The sequence below is a fragment of the Sphingobium sp. EP60837 genome, assembly GCF_001658005.1.
In the GTDB taxonomy this organism is placed as follows: domain Bacteria; phylum Pseudomonadota; class Alphaproteobacteria; order Sphingomonadales; family Sphingomonadaceae; genus Sphingobium; species Sphingobium tyrosinilyticum.
Map to the genome: position 1 here is coordinate 487444 of NZ_CP015987.1, position 21933 is coordinate 509376.

General features: G+C 61.3%; 20 protein-coding genes. 7 read left to right on the forward strand and 13 right to left on the reverse strand.

All coding sequences use genetic code 11. The features are described from left to right. Window positions 1-19: 19 nt before the first annotated feature. Window positions 20-766 carry a cytochrome c oxidase assembly protein gene (locus tag EP837_RS15225; protein ID WP_066530442.1) on the forward strand — a complete coding sequence of 249 codons (747 nt, stop codon included), beginning with the start codon at window positions 20-22 and terminating at the stop codon, window positions 764-766. Here the strand turns inward: EP837_RS15225 and EP837_RS21420 are convergent. The 12 genes from EP837_RS21420 to EP837_RS15285 form a co-directional block, all read right to left on the reverse strand. Then, a complete protein-coding gene (locus tag EP837_RS21420; RefSeq protein ID WP_066530445.1) occupies window positions 739-1167 on the reverse strand; it encodes a c-type cytochrome in 429 nt (142 codons plus the stop codon). The genes EP837_RS15225 and EP837_RS21420 overlap by 28 nt on opposite strands. Further along, on the reverse strand, window positions 1164-1448 hold the full coding sequence (locus EP837_RS21425; protein WP_066530449.1) for a hypothetical protein: 285 nt from the start codon (window positions 1446-1448) through the stop codon (window positions 1164-1166). The genes EP837_RS21420 and EP837_RS21425 overlap by 4 nt, the downstream gene beginning before the upstream one ends. Further along, a complete protein-coding gene (locus tag EP837_RS15240; protein WP_066530453.1) occupies window positions 1445-2059 on the reverse strand; it encodes a cytochrome c oxidase subunit 3 in 615 nt (204 codons plus the stop codon). The genes EP837_RS21425 and EP837_RS15240 overlap by 4 nt, the downstream gene beginning before the upstream one ends. Further along, window positions 2056-3930, reverse strand: coding sequence for a cbb3-type cytochrome c oxidase subunit I (locus EP837_RS15245; RefSeq protein WP_066530456.1), 1875 nt, complete (start codon window positions 3928-3930; stop codon window positions 2056-2058). Before EP837_RS15245 ends, EP837_RS15240 begins: the two co-directional genes overlap by 4 nt. Next, on the reverse strand, window positions 3927-4886 hold the full coding sequence (locus EP837_RS15250; RefSeq protein WP_066530458.1) for a cytochrome c oxidase subunit II: 960 nt from the start codon (window positions 4884-4886) through the stop codon (window positions 3927-3929). Before EP837_RS15250 ends, EP837_RS15245 begins: the two co-directional genes overlap by 4 nt. Next, window positions 4883-5305 (reverse strand): hypothetical protein, encoded by a 423-nt coding sequence (locus EP837_RS21430; RefSeq protein WP_066530461.1) that lies wholly within the window; start codon window positions 5303-5305, stop codon window positions 4883-4885. The genes EP837_RS15250 and EP837_RS21430 overlap by 4 nt, the downstream gene beginning before the upstream one ends. A 15-nt stretch (window positions 5306-5320) precedes the next feature. Next, window positions 5321-7615 carry an FdhF/YdeP family oxidoreductase gene (locus EP837_RS15260; RefSeq protein ID WP_066530464.1) on the reverse strand — a complete coding sequence of 765 codons (2295 nt, stop codon included), beginning with the start codon at window positions 7613-7615 and terminating at the stop codon, window positions 5321-5323. 55 nt (window positions 7616-7670) lie between these two features. After that, window positions 7671-8123 (reverse strand): MaoC family dehydratase, encoded by a 453-nt coding sequence (locus tag EP837_RS15265; RefSeq protein ID WP_066530466.1) that lies wholly within the window; start codon window positions 8121-8123, stop codon window positions 7671-7673. A gap of 80 nt (window positions 8124-8203) precedes the next feature. Then, on the reverse strand, window positions 8204-9337 hold the full coding sequence (locus EP837_RS15270) for a tyrosine-protein phosphatase (RefSeq protein ID WP_066530469.1): 1134 nt from the start codon (window positions 9335-9337) through the stop codon (window positions 8204-8206). Between the two features lie 2 nt (window positions 9338-9339). Further along, window positions 9340-10116 carry an SDR family NAD(P)-dependent oxidoreductase gene (locus tag EP837_RS15275; RefSeq protein ID WP_066530472.1) on the reverse strand — a complete coding sequence of 259 codons (777 nt, stop codon included), beginning with the start codon at window positions 10114-10116 and terminating at the stop codon, window positions 9340-9342. A 22-nt stretch (window positions 10117-10138) separates the two neighbouring features. Further along, a complete protein-coding gene (locus tag EP837_RS20665) occupies window positions 10139-11161 on the reverse strand; it encodes a metallophosphoesterase family protein (RefSeq protein WP_082919738.1) in 1023 nt (340 codons plus the stop codon). 12 nt (window positions 11162-11173) lie between these two features. After that, window positions 11174-13333, reverse strand: coding sequence for a TonB-dependent receptor (locus EP837_RS15285; RefSeq protein ID WP_225870666.1), 2160 nt, complete (start codon window positions 13331-13333; stop codon window positions 11174-11176). Window positions 13334-13507: 174 nt separating this feature from the next. Here EP837_RS15285 and EP837_RS15290 point away from each other — a divergent pair, with 174 nt between their 5' ends. From EP837_RS15290 to EP837_RS15305, 4 genes are all read left to right on the forward strand, one after another. Then, window positions 13508-14134, forward strand: coding sequence for a TetR/AcrR family transcriptional regulator (locus EP837_RS15290; RefSeq protein ID WP_066530477.1), 627 nt, complete (start codon window positions 13508-13510; stop codon window positions 14132-14134). A gap of 261 nt (window positions 14135-14395) precedes the next feature. Continuing rightward, complete coding sequence (locus EP837_RS15295) at window positions 14396-15145, forward strand: helix-turn-helix domain-containing protein (protein ID WP_066530479.1); 750 nt, start codon at window positions 14396-14398, stop codon at window positions 15143-15145. Between the two features lie 293 nt (window positions 15146-15438). Then, window positions 15439-17907, forward strand: coding sequence for a TonB-dependent receptor (locus tag EP837_RS15300; RefSeq protein WP_066530481.1), 2469 nt, complete (start codon window positions 15439-15441; stop codon window positions 17905-17907). A 25-nt stretch (window positions 17908-17932) separates the two neighbouring features. Continuing rightward, window positions 17933-18823: a Coq4 family protein gene (locus EP837_RS15305; protein ID WP_066531659.1), complete on the forward strand. Its 891-nt coding sequence runs from the start codon at window positions 17933-17935 to the stop codon at window positions 18821-18823. Between the two features lie 137 nt (window positions 18824-18960). Here the strand turns inward: EP837_RS15305 and EP837_RS15310 are convergent, their stop codons facing one another. Further along, window positions 18961-19827, reverse strand: coding sequence for an OmpA family protein (locus EP837_RS15310; protein ID WP_066530484.1), 867 nt, complete (start codon window positions 19825-19827; stop codon window positions 18961-18963). Between the two features lie 955 nt (window positions 19828-20782). On the opposite strand from EP837_RS15310, the gene EP837_RS15315 reads away from it, so the two are divergent. Continuing rightward, entirely contained in the window at window positions 20783-21322 is a 540-nt protein-coding gene (locus EP837_RS15315) for a hypothetical protein (protein ID WP_156518629.1), read from the forward strand. A 103-nt stretch (window positions 21323-21425) separates the two neighbouring features. After that, window positions 21426-21908, forward strand: a complete 483-nt coding sequence (locus EP837_RS15320; protein WP_066530488.1) for a hypothetical protein — start codon at window positions 21426-21428, stop codon at window positions 21906-21908. The last annotated feature ends 25 nt before the right edge of the window (window positions 21909-21933 follow it).

Sequence of the window (21933 nt, forward strand, 5' to 3'; positions counted from 1 at the left end):
GAGAGGATGAGGTTCCCCCTTGCATCATAGCCCGGTTCCCTATTGCGGCGGCGCGCCTCTTCCCGATGAGTTCTGGACGCGGTGGAACTGGGACCCGCTCCTCCTTCTTTCCCTTGCCATCTGGCTGCTCATCGCCCTGCGGCTTGCGCCCCCCCGCCGAAATGCCGCGTTTGGTCTCATCGGCCTTTGGGCGCTCCTCTATGTATCCCCCTTTTGCGCCTTGGGCTCGGCCCTTTTTTCAGCCCGCGCTCTCCACCACCTCGCCCTCATCCTGATCGCCGCACCTCTGCTCGCCCGCGCATCAGGAGCCTTGAACATCAGAGGATCGCTGCCCGCCTGGACGATCCTCCAGGCGCTCATCCTCTGGTTCTGGCACGCCCCGGCCGCCTATGACTGGGCCCTGTCCTCCTCGCTTGTCTTTTGGACGATGCAACTGACTATCCTCGTCTCCGCCGCCGGCTTCTGGCATGTGCTCGCGCGTTCGGCGATGCCTGCTAAGATCATCGCGCTCTTCGCGACCATGATGCAAATGAGCCTGCTCGGCGCGCTGATCGCCTTTTCTGGGACAGCGCTTTACCGGCCGCACTGGCTGACCACCCAAGCCTGGGACCTCAGCCCATTGGCCGATCAGCAGATGGCGGGCATCCTCATGTGGATTCCGGGCGGCACGCTCTACCTCGCGGCAGCCCTCTTTTACGCTTGGCACATATTGGCCGAGCCGGATGAACAGCCCCTGACCTATGTCGGTCTGGGCGACAGGGTATAGAGATAAGCGGCTATGTCCCGCGCCTCCTGATCGCCGATCCCCATGTTCGGCATGGCGTTGCCCGGGACCACGGATTGCGGGAAGCGGACCCAGCGCACCAAGGCCACGGGATCGTTGCGCAGCACACCCGCCACCGTCTTGCGCGCAGCAAATCCCCCCAGCGAAGGAGCAGCAGCACCCCGCGCTCCGGCCATGCCCGGTATCTCGTGACAAGCGTTGCATTGCCGCGCGATGATCGCGCGCTCGCCCCGTTCCACGACGCCGTCGGTCAGCGCCTGCGCATGCGTTTCCTGCTGGGCGGTTTCCTGTCGCTGCTGCACCACAAAGCTGGCGAGGGATCCAAGCACGCCGAAGCCGCCCAACCAGGTTACGAACCAAAGGCTTGATGGAAGGCGCCTCATGGCCTGCACCCTGTCAGGATCAGCACCGCCAGCGCCTGGAACAGCAGCGCCAGGAAGAATATCCCCACCCACAAAAACGCGCCCCATTTGTGCGCCGCAAGCCGCACCAGAGCCCAGCTGGCCAGACCGATCACCAGCAGAAACAGCGCCATGCCCACCCCTGGCCAAGGCGGCCCCGATGGACAAGCCGCATGCAGGATGAAGCCCAAAGCCTGCTGGCTCGCGAACCACAAGAGCGGCGGCGCGGCGAAGAGGATGGCGTAACGCGCGTTCCTGCTCATGCCATCCTCGGCGCCCAATAGACCAGCGCATAGATCGGCAGCCAGCTCAGCTCGACGAACCGCCAGTAATTGCCATTATCCTCGACATCGGCGAACTGCCGGTCACCCACCTCATGCGTGTGCAGCCACAGCGCCAGCACCAGCGTGTCGCCCCAGTCGGTCACCAGATGAACGGTGTGCAGGATCATCAGCATCCACAGGACGGAGCCATAGGCATTCTCGTCCCATCGCAACCCCAGCACCGTGAACTCCAAGGCGCGCGGCACGAACAGCAGGAACGCGACCGCCGTCATGATGACGATGCCGATCCTGACGGCCCGCTCGTTCCGCGCTTTCGCCTTCTTGATAAGCCAACCATTGGGTATCTCGCTGAGCAGCAGCCCCGCCGTAAAGATGATGCCCCATAGAAGTTCCGGCGGAGCAAAACCCTTCGGCGGCCAGGACGGGCTGGCCACCATCAGATACAGGTAAGACCCGCCCGCCAGCAGGAAGGCGGTGCCTTCGATCGCCATGAAGCCGACATTGCCCCACCAGGCGAGGCTCGCCGGGCCGTCCCTGCTCGTGGGCAGGTCCGACACATCGCCATGGATGGAGATCGGCCGGTCGCTCATGCCTTCGCCTCCTTGCGACGGGGGCGCGTCGGCCAGAACCAGATGGTGAGCGCCACAGCCAGTGGCAGCGCCCCCCATATCAGCGCCCAAGGCGTGAAGATGCTTCCGACGAACAATGCCGACGTCACAAGCGCCGCGATCAACGGCCAGATGGACGGTCCAGGACTCAGCTGACGATATTGCGGCCTTGCATCGAGCAGCGATGTGACGAGCACCTCCCGGCATTGGCTCGACAGCCCGCGCAGCACGGGGAAGGGCTCCAGCACAGCATCCCACATCGGCGCGGCGCTTGTGACCACCGGCACATAGGCAAAGCCATAGGCGGGCGGCGGCGAACTGCTCGCCCATTCAAGCGTCGATCCGCCCCAGGGGTCAGCTCCCGCATGCTTCCCCCGCCAATAGCTAAGAAAGGCATTGGCCACGAAGATCGTCGCTCCCGCCGAAGCGATAACCGTTCCCCCTGTCGCAACCAGGTTCAGATCGCCCCAGCCCATCTCCGGCCCATAGGTGTAGATGCGCCGCGGCATGCCCATCAGGCCCAATATGTGCATGGGAAAGAAGGCGATGTTGAACCCCGCGACGATCAGCGCGCAGCTGACGATCCCCCAGCCATCCGACATCATCCGCCCGGTCGCCTTGGGATACCAATAGGTGAAGGCGCCAAAAAGCGGGAACATCGCACCGCCGATCAGCACATAATGCAGGTGCGCGACAACGAAATAGCTATCGGTCAGCTGCAGGTCGAGCGGCGCGGACGCGGTCATCACGCCGGACAACCCGCCGATGACGAACGTCAGGATGAACGCTACGATCCACAGCAGCGGCGTGCGAAAGCTCGGCCGTCCCAGGGCAATCGTCGCGATGAAGCAGAATATCTGGATACCAGCGGGCAGTGCGATCGCCATGCTCGCCGCCGTATAGAGCGCGTTCCCGACCTTGGGTAGGCCGACCGCGAACATATGATGCACCCATAGGCCAAAGGCGAGGAAGGCGATGGCCAGCATCGACAGCACGACCGGCACATGACCAAACAGCCGTCGCCGTGAAAATGTCTCGACGATCGCGGAAACAAAACCCAACCCCGGTAGGAAGATGATGTAAACTTCCGGATGACCGAAGAACCAGAATAGGTGCTGGAACAACAGCACGTCGCCGCCGCTCGCTGGACTGAAGAAATGCGTCGATACGAGGCGGTCGGCAATCAGCATGGACGTCACCAGCATGACCGCGGGGAGCGCCAAAATGGTCATCACCGCCGACACCAGCATCGCCCACAGGAAAGCAGGCATCCGCGCTAGCGTCATGCCGGGCGGGCGCATCTTCAAAATAGTGACGGCGACATTGACCGACACGGAAAGCGCGGCGACCTCGGTAAAGGTGATCATCTGCGCCCAAATGTCCGCGCGATGTCCTGGCGAATAGGATAGACCTGATAGCGGCGGATATTCGAACCAGCCAAGGTCGGGCGTCACCCCCACCATATGCGGCAGCCACAGCATCAGGACCCCGCCCAGATACAGCCAAAAACTGAACGCGTTGAGGCGCGGGAACGCCATCGTGCGCTGTCCCAGCATCAACGGCACCAGCCACATCGCCATGGCCTCCATCACCGGCACCGACACCAGGAACAACATGGTCGATCCATGCAGGGCGAAGGATTCATTATAGAGCTGCGCCGTCATCCGGTGCATCTGCGGCTGGCTTAGCTGCACGCGCATGTCGAGCGCCAGCAGCCCGGACAGGATCAACAGCGCCATCGCCGTTAGGATGTAGCGCCCCGCAATCCGATGGGGGTTCACGCTCGTCAGGAAACCCCACAGCCCCGGCGGGTCCGACCAGGTTGCGCGCAGCATGTCATGCTCCACGCTCATCGTAGCGCTTCCAGATAGCGCGCCACTGCATCGGCATCCTGCGGCGAAAGGTCGCTCGGCGGCATGGACGTTCCCGGCTTGATCGCCTGTGGCTGTATGATCCAGCCACGCAGGCTGCCTCGCGTCAGTGGCGCCGCGCCTGCAGCGATCGTGCGGCGCGACGCCAGATGGGTCAGATCAGGCCCGACGCGTCCCTGCGCGCCCGTTCCCCTTATATGGTGACAAACCGCGCAACTACCTTTCTCCACAATCGCCCGCCCTGCTGCCTCGCCTGCCACAGGTTCCGCTTGATGCGCCAGCCAGCGCGTAAACTCGCCGGGCCGTTCGACCTTCGCCACCAGCGCCATATTGGCATGCTGCGTCCCGCAAAATTCCGCGCACTGCCCCCTGAACCAGCCGGTCTTGCCCGGCGTCACCGTCATGCTGTTTATCCGCCCCGGTATCATGTCCATCTTGCCCGCCAGATTGGGGACCCAAAAGCTGTGGATCACATCCGCCGCCCGCAGTTCCAGCGTCACGGGCACGCCCATGGGAAGATGCAGTTCGTTCGCGGTCTCGATCCACCGCCCCCGCCCCGCCTCATATTCGATGCGCCACCACCATTGATGCCCGGTAACCCGCACGCGCAGCGCCTTTTGCGACGCCGCGCCCAGCGTCCTGTCGGCAAGGAAACTGCCCACAGCCAGGATGACCAGCCCCAACAGGATAAGGCCGATCCAAATTCCCAACATTGCCCGCACGCCCGTTTCACCAGTCTCCGCCACGGCGCGCCGCCGGACCAGGCTCCAGCCAAGGAAAAGGATGACGAGCAGATAGGCGATGCCGCACACCCACAGCATGAGTTGAAACAGCGACATCAGCGTCGCCGCATGGTCGGCCGCAGGGTGCAAGGCGGATTGCCGCTGCCCGCATCCCGGCAGTGTGGCCAGCGCCAGCAGCAACTGCCAGCGGCTCATAGCGGCCCCTGCCATTGCTTCGCCGTTGGCTCTCCCTGCTGGTCCACCGCCTGCCGGTGCCGCTTCGCCGTGTCGGTGGCGGGTAGCGAATTGAGGTAGGCGCTGATCTGCCATCTTTGTTCGGCAGCGATCCTGCGGTCATAGCCCTTGTGCCCGATCCGCGCATAATAGGTCACGAAGGGCAGGCGCGGAGGCCATCCCGCTTTCGGCTCGCCATGGCAATTGGTACAGCCATACCAGGTGAAATAGCGCCCCCCCTGCGAGATCTGATAAAAATTGTCCTTGATGGCCGCAATGCGCGGGTCGCCTGGCCCGTTCGGGGCTGAGGTCGGCTGCGGCGCTGTCAATGTGCGCTGTTCAGAACTGCAGCCCCCCGCCAGAAGCAGGCTCGTGATGATCGCGCCGGTCCGCAGTCGCATGCCGCGCCTGCCCCCTCAGGAGGCCCGGCTGATCGTCACCGGTACGGACTTTGCCGCCGGAACATGGCTCTCCTCGGCATGATGCTCGATCGGGATGAGCACATTGCATTCGGGATAATAGGCGCCCAGGCAGCCGCGCGGGATATTATAAACGGTGGCGATCAAGCCCGGCCGGCGCCGCACCCGCCCGTCCTGCGATGCGCCTTCCAGCGTCACCACATCACCTTCGCGCAAACCTTCCTGCATCATGTCTTCTGCATTCATGAAAAGCACATCGCGCGTTCCCTTCACGCCGCGGAAACGATCATGATAGCCATAGATGGTCGTGTTGAACTGATCGTTGGACCGCAGTGTCATCAGCCGATACTGCCCGCCCTTGTCCGTAAAGCCGGTCGCCGACATGCCCGAGGGAGGCAGGAATTCCGCCTTTCCGCTCGGCGTCTCCCAAATCCGCTCCGCCGCCTTATTCCCCTTCCAGAAGCCGCCAGGCTGGAACAGGCGCTGGTTGAAGTCCTTGAACTTGTCCGGATAGGTCGCCTCGATTGCGTCCCTGATACGGCCGTAATCCTCAACCCAACTGTCCCAATCGACGCGTGGATTGGGCGGCAGGAGCCGTCTGGCCAGCGCAGCCACGATCGCCGGTTCGGACAGCAGATACTCGCTGGCTGGCTCCGCCTTGCCCAGCGATCCATGAATGCAGCTGGTGGAATCCTCCATCGATACCGCCTGCGGACCGCTTTGCTGCATGTCCCTTTCTATGCGACCAAGGCAGGGGAGCAGATAGGCTTGCCGTCCGGGAAATAGGTGGCTGCGGTTTAGCTTGGTCGCGACATGCACTGTCAGGTCCAGTCGCGGCCATGCCGTCTCCATCTTTTCGGTATCGGGAATCGCGCGCAGGAAATTGCCGCCCAGACCGATGAACGCCCTCACCGATCCATCGACGATGCCCTGGCATGTCTCGACCGTGTCGAGCCCTTTTTCCGTCGGCGGATTGAACCCATATAGCTCTTTCAGCTTCTCGACGGGCGCAAGTTCGGTTTTTTCCGTGATGCCGACCGTGCGCTGCCCCTGCACATTGCTGTGGCCGCGCACCGGCATAGGTCCTGCGCCAGGCTTGCCGATGTTTCCACGCAATAGCAGCAGGTTGACGACCATCCGGACATTCTCGACCCCCTTCACATGCTGGGTCAGCCCCATGCCGTAAATGGCCAGCACGGCCTTGGACCGGGCATAGACGCGCGCCGCTTGCTCCAGCGCCCAGCGGGTAAGGCCCGACTCCGCTTCTATTTCCTCCCAGGATGACGCCCGCACTTTCTCCGCAAAGGCATGGAAATCCTTGGTATGCTGCTCGATAAAATGATGATCCAGCACCGGGGGATCGCCGACCGCTTTGGCCGCATCGTCCCATTCGATGAGGAACTTCGCGAGGCCCATCATGGCGGCGATGTCACCGCCGGTTTTCACCTGATGATATTGGGTGGAAATGCCCGTTTCCTGGAGCGTCGCCATCTCGATCGGGTTTTGCGGATCGGTAAAGCGTTCAAGTCCGCGTTCGCGCAGCGGGTTGAAGGTGATGATCTCCACCCCCCGCTTCCGCACACGGCGCAAGTCGTGCAGCATGCGCGGGGAATTGGACCCGACATTCTGGCCGAAGAAGAAAATCGCGTCGCACTCGTCGAAGTCCTTCAACTGTGTCGTTCCGACGGGCACGCCGATGGCGGCCTTCAATCCCACCGAAGTGGATTCATGACACATGTTGGAACTGTCGGGCAGATTCTGGTTGCCGTACATGCGCGCCATCAGGCCGTACATATAGGATGCCTCCAGACTGGTGCGCCCGGATGAGTAGAAAACCACCCTCTTGGGGTCCATCGGCCGCAGGCTGGCCGCGATGGCGTCAAAGGCTTCGTCCCATGAACAGGCGACATATTTGTCCGCCGCCGCGTCATAGCGCAGCGGGTGGGTCAAGCGCCCATGCTGTTCCAGATCATAGTCCCGCCATTCCCGCAGGGCGGTGACGCTATGATCCCGGAAAAAGTCCGGCGTTGTCCGTAATTTCGTCAATTCCCACGCGGTTGCCTTCGCGCCTTCCTCACAAAACTCCGCCGGGTGGGGCTCGCCGGGCTTTGCCCAGGCGCAGCTGACGCACATGAACCCATCGGGCTTATTCTGACGGGCCAACTCCCGCATGCCTTCAAGGGGGAAATGCTCGCGCGGCAGTATTTCGGCGAGCGAGCGCACGGAACCCCAGCCTCCGGCAGGACCCCGAAACGGCTTGATACGGGGTTTGCTTCCTTTGGTGGCCGCCATGATTGTTTCCGCTTTGTGTCTCTACGGCACGCAACGGACGGGGCGATGCTTTGGTTCAAAGTTTAAATTGAGTAATCCATTCGCAGATGAGCGCGGGCTTATCCTCGCCCTCGATCTCCACCGTCGCCTCCGTAGTCAGCTGGATCTGCCCCGGTCGCTTTTCGACGATTTCCAAAGGCTTGAACCGCCCCCGCACGCGCTTGCCCGACCGCACAGGGGACAGGAACCGCAGCTTGTTGCTGCCATAATTGATCTCGGTCGCGCCCTCGGGAATGATGTCCCCTCGCGCATCGGCGCAAAGACAGGACAAGAGCGACAGCGTCAAAAAGCCGTGGGCAATCGTCCCGCCAAAGGGTGATTGCTTGGCAGCTTCAGGATCAACATGAATATATTGGTGATCCTTGGTCGCATCGGCGAACTGATCGATCATCTCCTGACTGACCAAGAGCCAGTCCGACACATCTTCCTTGTCAGCTTTGGATTGGAGATAATCGAAAAACTGGCTCATGATCGTGGCCCCCTCCGGTTCGAGTTAGTGGAAAGACTATGACCAACCGAGGGGGATTGCGACAGGAAAATAGGGAAGGCTTACCCTGGCGAGCCGCTCAAATATTTGCGGCGCAGCACGGCGATGTCCAATGCCGTCAAGCCCAACCCGTCCCGCGCATAGGCTTCCATCGAGCCATAAGTGCGATCGACTTCATCAAAGGCGCTCTGCAGATATTCAGGCCGGACCGTCAGCACCGGCTCCAGAAAGGCTGGGTTGATCGCCGCGCCCGACGCCGCCAGCGCCTTCATCGTCGCGTCATTCTTCGTCCGCAGATAAGCATTGCTCTGCAGATAATCCGCCATCACCGTCTCGCGCGGCACGCCGAGCAGCGTCAGGATCACCGCCGTCGCCCAGCCCGTGCGATCCTTGCCCGCGGTGCAGTGATAGATGATTGGCTCCTGCCCCCCATCGATCAGGCGGCGCAGCAGCGCGCTGTAGGCCGCGCGTGCGCTGCGCAGCGTGACGAAATCGCGATTGGCGCTGACCAGCATCTCCGCACCCTTGCCAGAGGCGATCGCCGCTTGCGCCTGGCGCATATCGCCGCCGAGCGTTCCGTTCGCATCGGCCGCCACATCCAGCACCAGCCCCCGTCCGCGCGGCGGAATGCGATCCGGCTCGCGATCCCGTTCTGACTGCGTGCGCAGATCAACCACCAGCGACGGCCCCAGCCCATCGATAGCGGCAAGATCCTTGTCGCTCAGCCGGTTGAGCTGATCGGACCGGAAGATAAGCCCTGGCTTCACCCAATGCCCATCAGCGGTCCGATAGCCGCCAACGTCCCTGAAATTGGGAGCGGTCGCCAGATGCAGCCCCTTATCCGCAACAGTCAGCGGCGCGCCGCGATCCGGCACCAGGGTGAAATACCAGCGCTGCGCTGCGTCCAGCCCCTTGATGACCGCGCTGCCACCGGCGACGCCCTCTGCCGCAACAGCGCCGGTCACGTTTCCGGCCGGGTCCGTTCCCGCATAAACACGAACGCGGCTCGCAGCCGGGGCCTGCCAGGCGACACGATAGCTTCCGTCGGAACCCTTTTCGACAGAGGCGGCTGTGAACGGACTTTGCGCGACTTGCCCAACAGCAGCATGAGGCGCGCTCGCCAGCGGCCGCTCGCTCGTAGCCGCGCATCCGGCAAGCATTGCCGCAAGGATTGTCAGGACAAAGTCGCGCTTCATGATCAACCTCGCTGGGATGAGATATTGCCGCCATCCACCACAATTTCGCTGGCGGTGATATAGCTTGCTTCCTCGGAAAGCAGGAAGCGCACCACCCGCCCTATTTCCATGGGATCCCCGATCCTTTCAAGAAGGATACGCTTTTCGAAGAAACCATCGGGCAGCGCCTCGATCGCCGGACGCATCATTGGCGTCAATATCTGCCCCGGCGACACCGAGTTGATGCGAATGCCATCGCGCGCCAGCCGATCCGCGAAGGAGCGCACCAGCGACAGCATGCCGCCCTTCGCCGCCGAGTAGATCGGGTTCATCGCATTGCCCAGCGTCGCGTTGATAGAAGCAATCGCGACGATCGCCGAACCCGGCTGCGCCGCAAGGTCAGCATGGATCGCCTGGGTCACAAAGGCGAAGGACCGCAGATGCACCGCCATCCCCGCGTCCCAGCTTTCGACCGTTAGTCCGTCGATCGAGGCTGTATCGACCGTCCCGGCCGCATGCACCAGCCCGCCCAAAGCACCTATGCCACCCCGGCTCGCGTCCAAGGCCGGACCGATGGCGGCAGGATCGCGCAGGTCCACCCGCACCCCGACTGCCTTGACCCCATATTCCGCAGCAATCCGCTTCGCCGCAGCCTCCGCCGCCTCGCCGTTAATGTCCCACAGCGCGACCGCACGGCCGACCACCGCCAGCGCCTCGGCGCAAGCAAGCCCAATGCCCGACGCGCCGCCGGTAACAACAACAGCGGTTCCGGGACTTCCCAAAGCAGGTGAAATAGTCATCGCAAATATCCTCTTCAAAAATTCAGGGCCGGGAAGCTAAACTCGCAGGCCCTTCCTTGGGGAAAAAGCCGTCCAGCCGGACGTTGGTGATGCTGGGTGCGCCCTTGGCGACGGACACCCACATGACATGGTCGAGCACGGCTGGGTCGCTCGCCGGCCCGCCCGGCATGCCGCCGGTCACGCCTAGTTGCACATAGTCATGGCCGGCCCGCAACTGATGGTCGTATTTATGGAAATGCCCCGCTAGCACGGTGTAGTCGCGGCCCTTCAGCATCCCCTCAATCTCGCGGAAGGCGGGCGAGTCCACCTTCCACGCAGGCCGGTGCATCAACAGGAAAGTCCAGCGCACATCGCGGTTGCGCGCGAGCGCCGCCCGCACCAGCGCCACCTGTGCCGGGCTGAAGGCGACATTTTCCGACGCCTTCAGCTTGCCCGCCAACTCACCGATCCGCGCTTCCCGCGCGAACAAAGCTTTTGCTTCTTCCGGATCGTCCTGCAACGCCTGCAGCGCTTCGCCCATGGCCTGCGGGCCATATTCGTCGAGCAGCTTGCGCCGCGCAATCTTGGGCTGCGGCGGGTCTTCCGTGTTCAGCACCAGGAACAGCACATTTTTATAGGTGAAGCTGTAATAGTCCGCCCCGATCCGCCTGCGCCATTCCTTCAACTGCACATCATTGGTCAGGTCGTGATTGCCGGGAACATAGAAGAAGGGCATGTCGAGCCCCGCCGTCGCACTCTCCACCTCTTTCCATTCCGCATCGATTTGACGCAGATCTTCGCTATTGCCCTCGATCAGGTCGCCGATGTTGATGATGAAGTCAGGCCGCAGTCCGTTCACCTTGCGCAGCGCATCCTCGAACACGCCGGGCCGGTGCTGGCCCGTACGATCCCCGATGACGGCGAAGCGGAACTCATCCTTGCCCCCGGCAAAGTCCTTCGCCGTGCGCGCCACATCAGGCGCTCCCGGCCAGTAATCCCGGGCCGGGTCACTCGCGCCGCATAGCAGCAGCGCGAGCGCTCCGGTCAGCAACGCGCGGTGCTTCATTCCCGCCTCCCTTTAGAATTCGACGCTCAGGTCAATACCATAGGTGCGCGGCTCACCGAAGATCGCGCCGGGGCGGCCGATGTTGAACTGCATCAGATAATATTCCTTGTCGGCTAGGTTGCGGCCCCACACAGCGGCCCGCACCCCCGGCAGTCCCGGAATGTCGCTCAGCGCCAGCCGCGCATTGATCAGTCCATAGTCGCCGACAATATATTTGCCGCCGCTGATGGTCGCATTGGTGAACTTGTCGCTCTGCGCCGTGTAATTGGCGTTGGCCGTCAACTGACCGATCGGCAGCCGCGGCAAGTCATAGGTCACATCCAGCGCGATCGTATGCTCAGGCGCGTTGGTGAAGCGGTAGTTGCTGGAAATGTCCGCGCCCGTCGCGCTGATGATGCTGTCATAGCGCGCCTTTAGATAGCTGTAGTTCGCCGTGACACGCAACGCGCGGGTGGGGGCGAGCGTCAGGTCCATCTCGATCCCCTTCACCGTGGCGCTACCGGCGTTCAGCACGTCGGTGATGCGCGCATTGGTCGGGTCCGACTGCACATTGACCTGAATGTCGCGATATTTGGAAATGAAGCCCGCGACATTGAAGCGCAGACGATTGTCGAGCCACTGGCTCTTCATGCCCGCTTCATAGGACCACAGCGTTTCGGGAGCGAAGCCTTCATTGAACCGCGCGATCGAACTGGCGCGTATGTTGAAGCCGCCGCTTTTATAGCCCTTCACTGCCTTGGCGTAGAGATGCACATCGCGTGAAGCATCAAAGCCGATCACGAAGCTCGGGCTGAAATCCTTGAACTTGCGGCTGCCGTCGCCAACGCCCGGCACGCTGGTGATAGGCCCGCCATTAATCTGCGTCTGCCGTGCCAGGGTGGCATCGCGCTTGTCCCAGCTTTGGCGCACGCCGACGGTGAAATGCAGCCGGCTGTCCAGCCAATCGGGCGTTACCGTCGCCTGACCGAACACCGCATAGGACCTGTTCTTGATCGTCGCGGTGGTGAAGCTGCGCGTCAGCGTTGGTGGGCTGTAGCTGTTGCTGAAGTTGCGGCCTTCTTCGGTGAAATAGTAAAAGCCGGCGACATATTGCACCAGGCCGTCGAACGCATCGCCGACCAGTTGCAATTCTTCGCTCCACTGGTCCTGCTTGGTCCGGCTGCTATTCTTCTGCAGCGGATTGGGCCCGGTGACACCAGTCAGATAATCCTGGTTCTGGAAATTGAAGAGCTTGCGATAGCCGGTGATCGACCGGACCGTCAGCGCATCGGAAGGCTCCCATTCGCCGATCAGGCTGTGCCCCTGTGACACGATGTCGTTGGGCAATACGTCGCGGACCAGCGGACTGCTCGCCTTGGGCCTGGGCGCCACCAGCGGGAACAAGGGAGACACGGCTACATAAGCGGGCGTGTCGCCAATTTCGGTCCGGTCATAGCTGTAGCGCAGGTTGAACGCGTCGGACGGCTGCCACAGCACGTCGGCGCGCATCGCCTGCCGGTCCTTGTCGCCCCACCGCTTTATACCCGTCCCCGGATTGCGGATGAAGCCATCCTGCTGCTGGTTCACATAGGAAAGCCGCGCGGCGATGGTTTGGCCGATCGGGACATTGACCGCCGCCTTGAAGCGCCGATTGTCATAGTTGCCCAGCGTCACCTGCCCCTTGAAGCCAAAATCGCCAAGATCGGGCTTGCGGGTGATGAAGTTGATCGCGCCGCCCGTGGCGTTACGTCCATATAGCGTACCCTGCGGCCCACGCAGCACTTCGATCCGTTCCAGATCGGCGACTTCCACCGCTAATCCCTGGCTGCGCGCGATATAAACGCCGTCCATATACACCGCGACGCCGCCATCCTGCGTGATCTGGTCATCGGACAACCCGACGCCGCGCATGAAGATCTGTGTCGTCGCGGCATTGTTGGGGAAAGGCGTCAGCTGCAGCGCAGGTACGTTGGCGCGCAGATCGGTCAGGCCGCTGATCCCCTTCGCCTCTAAGTCTTTCGCGCTGAACGCAGCGATGGAAACCGGCGTATCCTGAAGCGACTCCTCGCGCTTCTGCGCGGTGACGACGATTTCTTCGATGCCCTCGGGCGCACTGCTCTGCGCCAGCGCGGGTAGCGCCACCGATGCGAGCAGCGGCGTGAGAATGGCATAGGCCATAACGTGATTCGGCATGTTCTCTCCCTCAAACCAGGCTTTTCACCGCATTCTTGCGCGGCGTTTTCTACGTCCTGGTAGATTTCCTACCTACATGGCGGTAGAATATCAAGATTGAAGATTGCATTTACCGATCGGCTTGCCCGATAGGGTTCAACAGAATGGCCGCGACGGCCGGACAGAGGAGCAACGGTGGCGGAGGAAAGCAGGCAGGTGGCGCGGCAGCCGCGTGGGGACGCCACCCGGCAATCCATCCTGGACGCGGCGGAACAGGTGTTCGCTGATCTTGGCTATGCGGCGGCACGGCTGGAGGATGTGGCACAGGCTGTCGGCATCCGGCGGCCTTCGATCGTCTATTATTTTCCCGGCAAGCAGCAGCTTTATGATGAGGTGGAATCCGACATCTTCGCATCGATGCACGATTTCGTGCTGAAGCGGGTGGCGAGTGTCGATGATCCGATGGCGCGCCTCCTGGCGCTGCTCGACGCCTGGCTGGATTTCCTCGTGTCCCGCCCCACGGCGGCCCGGATCATCCAGCGCTTGATCGCCGATTTCCGCCCCCGCGGCGACAATCCCGTCCGCTTTTCCGAAACCGCGCTGCGCGACATTGAAACAGTGATCGCGGCGGGCGTCAGTTCAGGCGCTTTCCGTCCTGTATCCGCCATGCACATATTGAACAGCGTGGCAGGCGGCGCGCTCTTTTATGTCTGCAACGGCGGACAAATCGGCGAAGAACGGGCTTATGACCCGGCCGACCCCGCCGAACTCGAAAGCTACCGAGCGCTCATCCACAAGCTTGCCCGTGCGGCGGTAAGCTGATGGCACGACTGCCTCAGTATCAAGTTCTGATGACGGCATGATCTTGTAAGCTGCACGACAACATCTACCATGGCCGCCAACCAATAAGGGAGAGGTCATGGCGGTGAGAGGCAACAAGCTTCGGCTGCACGAAAGCCGTGCAGCCGAAGAGTCGAGGGATGGATATCGATCCCGGAAATGTCCGCGATCAAACATCGCAGACCCCAGTTTAGCGTGCACCTGGAACCACGCCATCCGTACAGCGGCAAAGGGGATCATCTGATGAGCCCCGCGCCTCCGTCCAACGACCCTTTCGGCATGGAACATGAACTGCTGCTGGCGGCGCTGCGGCGGCGTCTGCGCGCCGCGGGGCTAACGCAGGCCGACGTCGCAAAAAAGCTGGAGGTCGGGACAGCGACCGTCAAGCGGTGGCTGCACGGACGAGGGCTTGGATTGCGTACGCTGTCGCAGCTTTGCGCGCTAGCCGATACGACGCTCACCGAAATCGCTGAGGAAGCCGCGGTGCGCGATCGCTCGTCCGACAAGCTGACATTGGCGCAGGAAAAAGCTCTGACGAGCAGCCCGGAACTGTCCACCATCTTCTTCATCATCGTCACCGGCTGGCCGGTATCGGAGGCCGAAGAGGGCTTTGGCATTCCAGCCGACCACATCGCCCAGCATGTTGATAGACTGGAAAGGCTGGCGCTGATCGACCGGCTCCCCGGCGGAAGGCTGCGCGCGCGTCTGGACCCCGCGCATGTGTGGCAGCGCGAGCCGATGCGGCGGCATTTCGAACAGCATATGAAGCATCTGTTCTTCACGCTCAACTATGGCGACCCGGACACGATCTTTGGCGTGGAAACGGTGAAATTATCGCCGGTCGGGGTTGCCCGCGTGGCCGAGAGGATCGAGCGGTTCCGCGCAGAGTTGCGCGAGATCGCCCAGGCGGACCGGCGCACATCCGCCCTCCCCGGCGAATGGCACGCCATCCTTGCGGTTGCCTGCCCGGTCGCGCCGCTCAAATCGCGCTGATTGCCGATCGCGCTTGACGAAAGGATCATTTCAAGACACGCTACGTCCAAAGAAGGTAGCCCGGACCGACGCCATGAGCTGTGACCGGAGCTATTAGGAGAGGATGCAGAAAGGGATCGCGGACATGCGCCGCGGGTCAAGCTGCATCATGAAGAAGATAATGGCGGCAAACCGCCGAACGTCCGTAATCGGACGCGTTTGACGCGTGCGAAAACGGGCGGGGACCGAGTTCCTCAAAGAACCCGGCCCGTATCGAGGGATGGCCATCGCCCGACGAAAGGAAGGGGATTGCCATGCGTTCATCTATTGCCGTTGCGTTAGCGGGCATATCATCGTTCGCCACGACAGCGGCTCTGGCTCAGACTGCCGACCCGGCCCCGCAGGCCGCGGTTCAGGGGCAGCTGGCCGACATCATCGTGACGGCGCAACGCCGCGAGGAGAGCCTGCAAAAGGTGCCCGTGGCCGTGACCGCCATCGGTGCGGAACAGCTCGACCAGCTTCGCGTCACCAATGTCCGCAACCTGGCGGGCCTCGCGCCCAGCCTTCAGATCAACACGCAGGGCCTGCAATCCAATCCCACGATCATCATTCGCGGCGTGGCGTCGGGCACGTCAAACAATGCAGTCGATCCCAAGGTCGGCATCTACCTTGATGGCGTCTATATTGGCCGGACGGTGGGATCGATATTCGACCTGTCGGACATTCAGCGGGTGGAGGTGCTGCGCGGTCCTCAAGGCACGCTGTTCGGACGCAATGCGACCAGTGGCGCGATCAGCCTCGTCACCGCAGCGCCATCCGGGGAGTTTGGCGTGCGCGGCTCGGTTTCCTACGGCAACTATGATGCGAAACGGGCGAAGGTCTCCGTTGATCTGCCCGCATTCGGACCGCTGTCGCTCAAAGTCTCTTATTTGCATGACGAGATCGAAGGCGATTACCGCAACCTACTGGGCGGCCGCACGATCGACCTGCGTCAGCGTGATCCGGCCTTCGGCGTGCAGCGCATCGCCGACCGGCTGGGTGAGCGCAATGTCGATGGCGTAGGCGTGGCTGCGCGCCTCGACTTGGGCGACCTTACCGCCGACTATCGCTTCGACTATACCGATGCGCGCGCAACTGGCCGTGCTGTGCAGAGCTTCGGCGTTATTCCTGATGCTTCAGGTCAGCTGTTGGGCCCGATCATCGCCTTGCAGCCGCTGTTCGGTGGCGTCACCAATATCTCGACCGATCGGTTGACCACCGTCGCCAACGCCAGCAGTACCGAACATGTGGTGACACAGGGCCATAGCCTGACGCTGACCTATCCCCTTAGCGATGCGATCACGCTCAAGAGCATCAGCGCCTATCGCAAGTTCCGGCAGAACCCGAACATCTATGACCTCGCGGCGTCCGGCGGCCTGCGCTTCACGACCGCGCAGCTCCAGGCACTGCTCGCCGGGAATGTGGCGGGCGTACTTGACCCTGCCAATGCGCCGGGACCGAACGACTCCTTCTTCTCGCTTCTCACCTCGCGATCGACGAGCCAGAAGCAATTCAGTCAGGAGTTTCAGCTGCAGTTGACGTCCGACGCCATCGACCTGACGACCGGGCTTTTCTACTTCCATGAAAATTCACCCGCAACCGACATATTGGGCATTTTCCAGCCGGTGGCAAATGGCGTGGTCGTCGATACTTCCGCGGTCGGCGTCATTCCCGGCCTGCCGGTGGGCCAGCTACCCTTCGACATTAACGGCGACGGCGTTGTCGATGCGGCGGACAGCAATCCCTCGCTCGATAGCATCTTCGGCAGCGGCATCACACGCACGCGGGCGATCAACGACAGCTATGCCGCCTATGGCCAGCTGACCTATCATCTGACGGACACGATCGATCTGACCGGCGGCATTCGCTACACGATCGACAAGCGCGAAAACCGCATCACCGCAATCGCCGGTGGGCAAGGCGGGCAGTTGGGCATTGGCGACTATAAGGTCGATTACAAGAAGGCGACCTGGGCCGCGATCGTCACCTGGCGGCCGAGCGACCGCGTGACCGCCTATGGCAAGGTGTCGACCGGCTATGTCGCGGGCGGCATATTGAGCGGCATTCCCTACAAGCCGGAAACGCTGACCGCATACGAGCTAGGGCTGAAAACGCAAAGCTGGGGCAACCGCCTGCGCGCCAATGTCGCGGTCTATTATAGCGACTATAAGGACCTGCAAACGCAGAACTTCATCAACGGCCGCCAGTTCTTCGACAATGCGGGCAAGGCGAGCATCAAGGGCTTCGAGGCCGAAGTCGATCTCGTGCCGGTGCGTGGGCTGACGCTAAGCGGCAATCTTAGCTACACCGACTTCAACTATAAGAGCTTCATCCTGAACGGCGTCGATGTCGCGGATGTCGCCCGCACCACCTACGCCTCCAAATGGCAGGGACGTGCATCTGCCCAATATGACAGCGAAGACTTGGGCATGGGCGGCCATCTCTCCGCACGTGTGGACGCCCGCTATCGCAGCAAGGCCCCGCTTGTTTCAACGCCTTTCCGGGACTTGTCCGGCAATATAGCGAGCCTGGAAAACTATGCTTTCACCAAAGCCTATTGGCTGGTCGATGGCCGGATCGGTTGGATGGACATGCCGCTTGGCGGCGGGAAGGTCTCACTATCCGTGTTCGGGCAGAACCTTTTCAACGAACATTATAATCCGTTCGGAGCGCCAGTGCTGCAACTGGTGACAAGCTATGAGCGCGGGCGGACGTACGGGGTGGAGCTGGGCTTCAAATTTTAAAAGACGGAAATGAAGGAGAGAGATGATGGAAAACGAGATTTCAGCGCGCGTAAGCAGCGCGGATTTTGCCTATTATAATGGATCAGGACCGCCGATCACGACCGACAGCTCCGTCCTGATCAGTTCTTCGCCCTATCTCAACCATCCGCAACTGCGCGCGCTGATTGCGCAGGAAATGCTGCGCCGGAATGGCGCGGAGCTGCCCAATACCGCCTATATTCCCGACGTGGTGAAGATCCTGATGGAACTGGAGGATTGGCCCCGCATCTTCCAGCTGTTCGAGGAGGAAAAGGCGCGTCTGCCCGAATTCAAGAGCTGGCTCGACGGTAAGAAGGTGTCGCTGTTCAAGAATGAGGAACTTGCTGGCGCGGAACCGGGCACTCTTCGCGCGGTGATCTATGATTTCGTCGTCAACAGCGGCTATAATATGGATCACTTCTTCCAGGGCATGGAGATCAAGACAGACTTCGACTTCTACATGAAGGAACGGACCCATACCCATGACATCGAACATATGATCACGGGCTTTGAGACTAATCACGCCGGCGAAGTCGCGCTGCTCGCCGCGAACATGCGAGCTCTCTATAAATATTTCGTGCCGGAACTCGCGTCCTTCTTCAATCGGGTCAGCTCCTATTTGAAAGCTAAGACCGTCATGAAGAGCGGCCTTTTCTATCCCGAAGCCGTAAAGGTCGAACTGGATGCGGAGGATATCGGCGCTGCGCAGGGCCGGAACTGGAAGCATCCCCTGTTCCTAATCCCCTATCGCGATTATCTCGACTGGCAGGTACAGGATATTCGCGAGGAGTTCGGGATCACCAATCCGCCCAAGGCGGGTGAGTGGGCATGGACCACCGCGGTGAGCGAGGACCCACGGCCGAGTCATCAGGGGATGACGTCTATGGCGGCGGAGTAAAGCTGGCTCTGGGGTGAGAGGAGGTTTACGCCTCCTCTCACCCCAGACCATCGCGGTTTCGCCTCAACGCCCGTTCAAAGAACTGGCCGCCTCACCCAAATTGGCTTGGGCCAGGACCTTGAGGCGCCGCGCGCCTCTTACAAACCGTCAACGGCCTTGCTGACCAGGATATTCACCGCAACGCGACGATTCTGGGCCTTGCCTTCAACGGTGTCATTGCTCGCCACAGGATCGGCTTCCGACATGCCGGTGGGCGTCAACATGCGGTAGGGCTTCCAGCCGCAGGCTTGCTGAAGGTAGTTGACGACACGGCCGGCGCGCTTTTCGCTCAACTCCTGGTTGAATTCATCACCGCCCGTGGAATCCGTGTAGCCCACAACGAGCAGCAGCGCGTTGCTCATCCCCTCGGCAGCGGTCGCCGCGGCGCACAGGTCGTTCTTCGCCTGCTCGGACAGCACTGCCTTGCCCGTGTCGAAATTCACGTTTGTCGTGCTTTTGACATTATATTGATCGATCTCGCCCATGCGTCCGCGGAGCGCCGCAGTGGCAGCGGTCTGCTCCTCAAAGCCCTGCGCGGTGCCGTTATGGATCATCGACGCGGTCCGAAGATCCTTGTTCTGAAGATTGATCCGGCTCGCCACCAGCTCGCCGCCCGACTGCAATGTCTTGACGGTCACGGGCACGCCATTGAGCAGCGAGGTTGCAGGGAGTTTGCTGCGGTTCAGGCCGAAAAAGCCCTTGCTCGCGCTAATCCGGGTCGCGTCATTGATCGTGATCACGGATTTGCTGCCATCGGCAGCGGTAACCTGCATCTTGTCGCCGCTGCGCGCGGAAATAATGCCCTTGATCTCGGGCCCTTCACTCTTCTCAGGGGCCAAATAGGCGGTCGCCGAAACGTCGGCTGCCGGCTGCTCCTGTGTCTGCGCAGAAAGGCTGCCCGACGATGCCCCGCCAAGCAGGGCAAGCATCAACAGATATTTTGGGCTTTTGGAAATTGCACTCATCACGCTACTCCTTCGAAATTCGACTAGTCGGGCCTGCATAACCGCAGCTTTTCGTCCGACCGCCGCCGGCGTAATGGCGTATTCGGCTGTCAGAACCCCCTCCATTTAAATCCGCAAAAATATGCCCCACGGCGCTGCTGATGAGCGCCATGAATGTCCTGCCTGTTCATGTTAACCTTTCTCCCACATGAACGGGCTGGACCGCCTCTGGATTTGTGCAGACAATTAGAGCGCGTCTTGCGACGAACCGATCCAAATGGGCCGGGCCAAGCAGCTTCATGTGCTGGCGGGGCGCCCCATAGACTTCAACAGAGCCGGAGCGGGGGTCAGATTTGTCCCGAATGGAGCATGCCTATGCTTTGAACAATCGCAGGAGACCATCTTTACTAGTCTAAAACAGTCGCTTGCCTCCTCTTTTACATCAGTATTTGACGCTTCTTCGAGTCGAACGGCAGAGATTGGCCCGGAGCCAAAGCGCTGGAAAATCAACTGGAAATCTCTGCCTCCCGCGCCGCAGCATTCACGCGCCGCTTCCACACACTTGCGATACTTGCCATGCGATTCTTCCCGGCCGCTACACAGCCTGTGGCAAAAAATCGATCGATCTATGCGAGAAAATGCGCCTCGCTGCATTTGAACGGGTTGCGACCCGGCCATGGCCTGGGTCGCATAGGATGGTTCAACCCCTCCAGCGGCCGCGCACCTCCTTGGCGATATGCCCTTGTATCTAAGGGAATATTACCCACGGCCCGACGCACGAGTGAAAAAGCAACTCCATTGAATATACCTAACGATATAGTTCATAAGTATCAAGTAAACTGGATCGAGGTTAACCAATAGAGTCTCAAATTGGAACGATGATGATAAGACATTTGTCATAGGTTTATTGCCATCTGAAAATCGTAAGTTATATTTTACTTATCAGATTCGCAGAGGCGATTTCGGGGGGAAGCGCGTGGGGGCTCGGTTTCAGGGGGCGATGGTGGCGTGCGCGCTTGCTTTCAGCGCGTCTGCATCGGCGAAGGCGCAAAGCCTGACGATCACCGCGACCGGCACGATCGTGGGCGGTTGCGGGATCACGGTGGGCAGCAATTTTGGACCCGCCAATCTCAGCGCGGGCGGCAATGTCACCGGGACCGCCACCGTCAATTGCAATGCCGGGTTCAAGATCAACGCGACGTCCGCCAATGGCGCGATCAAGACCAACACCGTTGCACCGGCAAACTTCACCAATGCAGTGCCCTATTCACTGGCGATGACCGTTCCGCTGGACGTTGGCGGCAACGTGAGCGCGACCTGCAATTCTTCGGAGTTGGTGGCCGGTCAGTCAGGCTGCGCATTGTCGCCCGGCAACAGCGCTGGTCTTTCCTCAAACGGAAAAACAGCCAACAACAAGACCGCGACGCTCACCGCCAGCTGGTCGCTGCCCGCGCCGCGCCTGATCGCAGGCAGCTATAGCGACACCATCACCGTTTCGATCGCTAGCGTGCCATGACGCGCCCGATCCTCACCCACAGCCATGCTCTCCAAACAGGGGGCTGCTGTCCCGGCCTTTCCGGGTCACCAAATGTCAATCAGTCTGTGAGAAGGAAGAGAGCATGAAGAAGATTCTGATGGCGGCGGTGGCCCTCACCGCCCTCGGCGCGACGCCTGCGATGGCTGCTGGTGTATTCACGGTTTCAGGGGATGTTGCTGCCACCTGCGGCGCGATCAGCGACGGCACGATCACGTTCAGCAGCGGCATTGCTACTGGAACGGATGGCACGCTCACTTCGGGCCAGTCCCAATCGTCTGCGCCACAGAACGTTTACTGCAATGGCGCTGGTTCCAAGATCACCGTTGCGCACACCGCCATGAAGATCGGCGATGGCACGGGTGCTCCGTCGAACTTCACCAAGACGATCGACTTCACCACCGACGTCAATTTTGCTGGCACGCATTTCGGCGAAGGCACAAGTCAGACGCTTGGCGCGATGTCGGGGTCTCTAGTCGTCTCGGCGAATGACCTGACGGCCAGCGCCAAACCCTTGGCGGGAAGCTACAGCGGCTCGATTACCGTGACCGTTTCTCCCAGCCTTTAAAGAAAGCTGTGCTGAGGGGATCAAG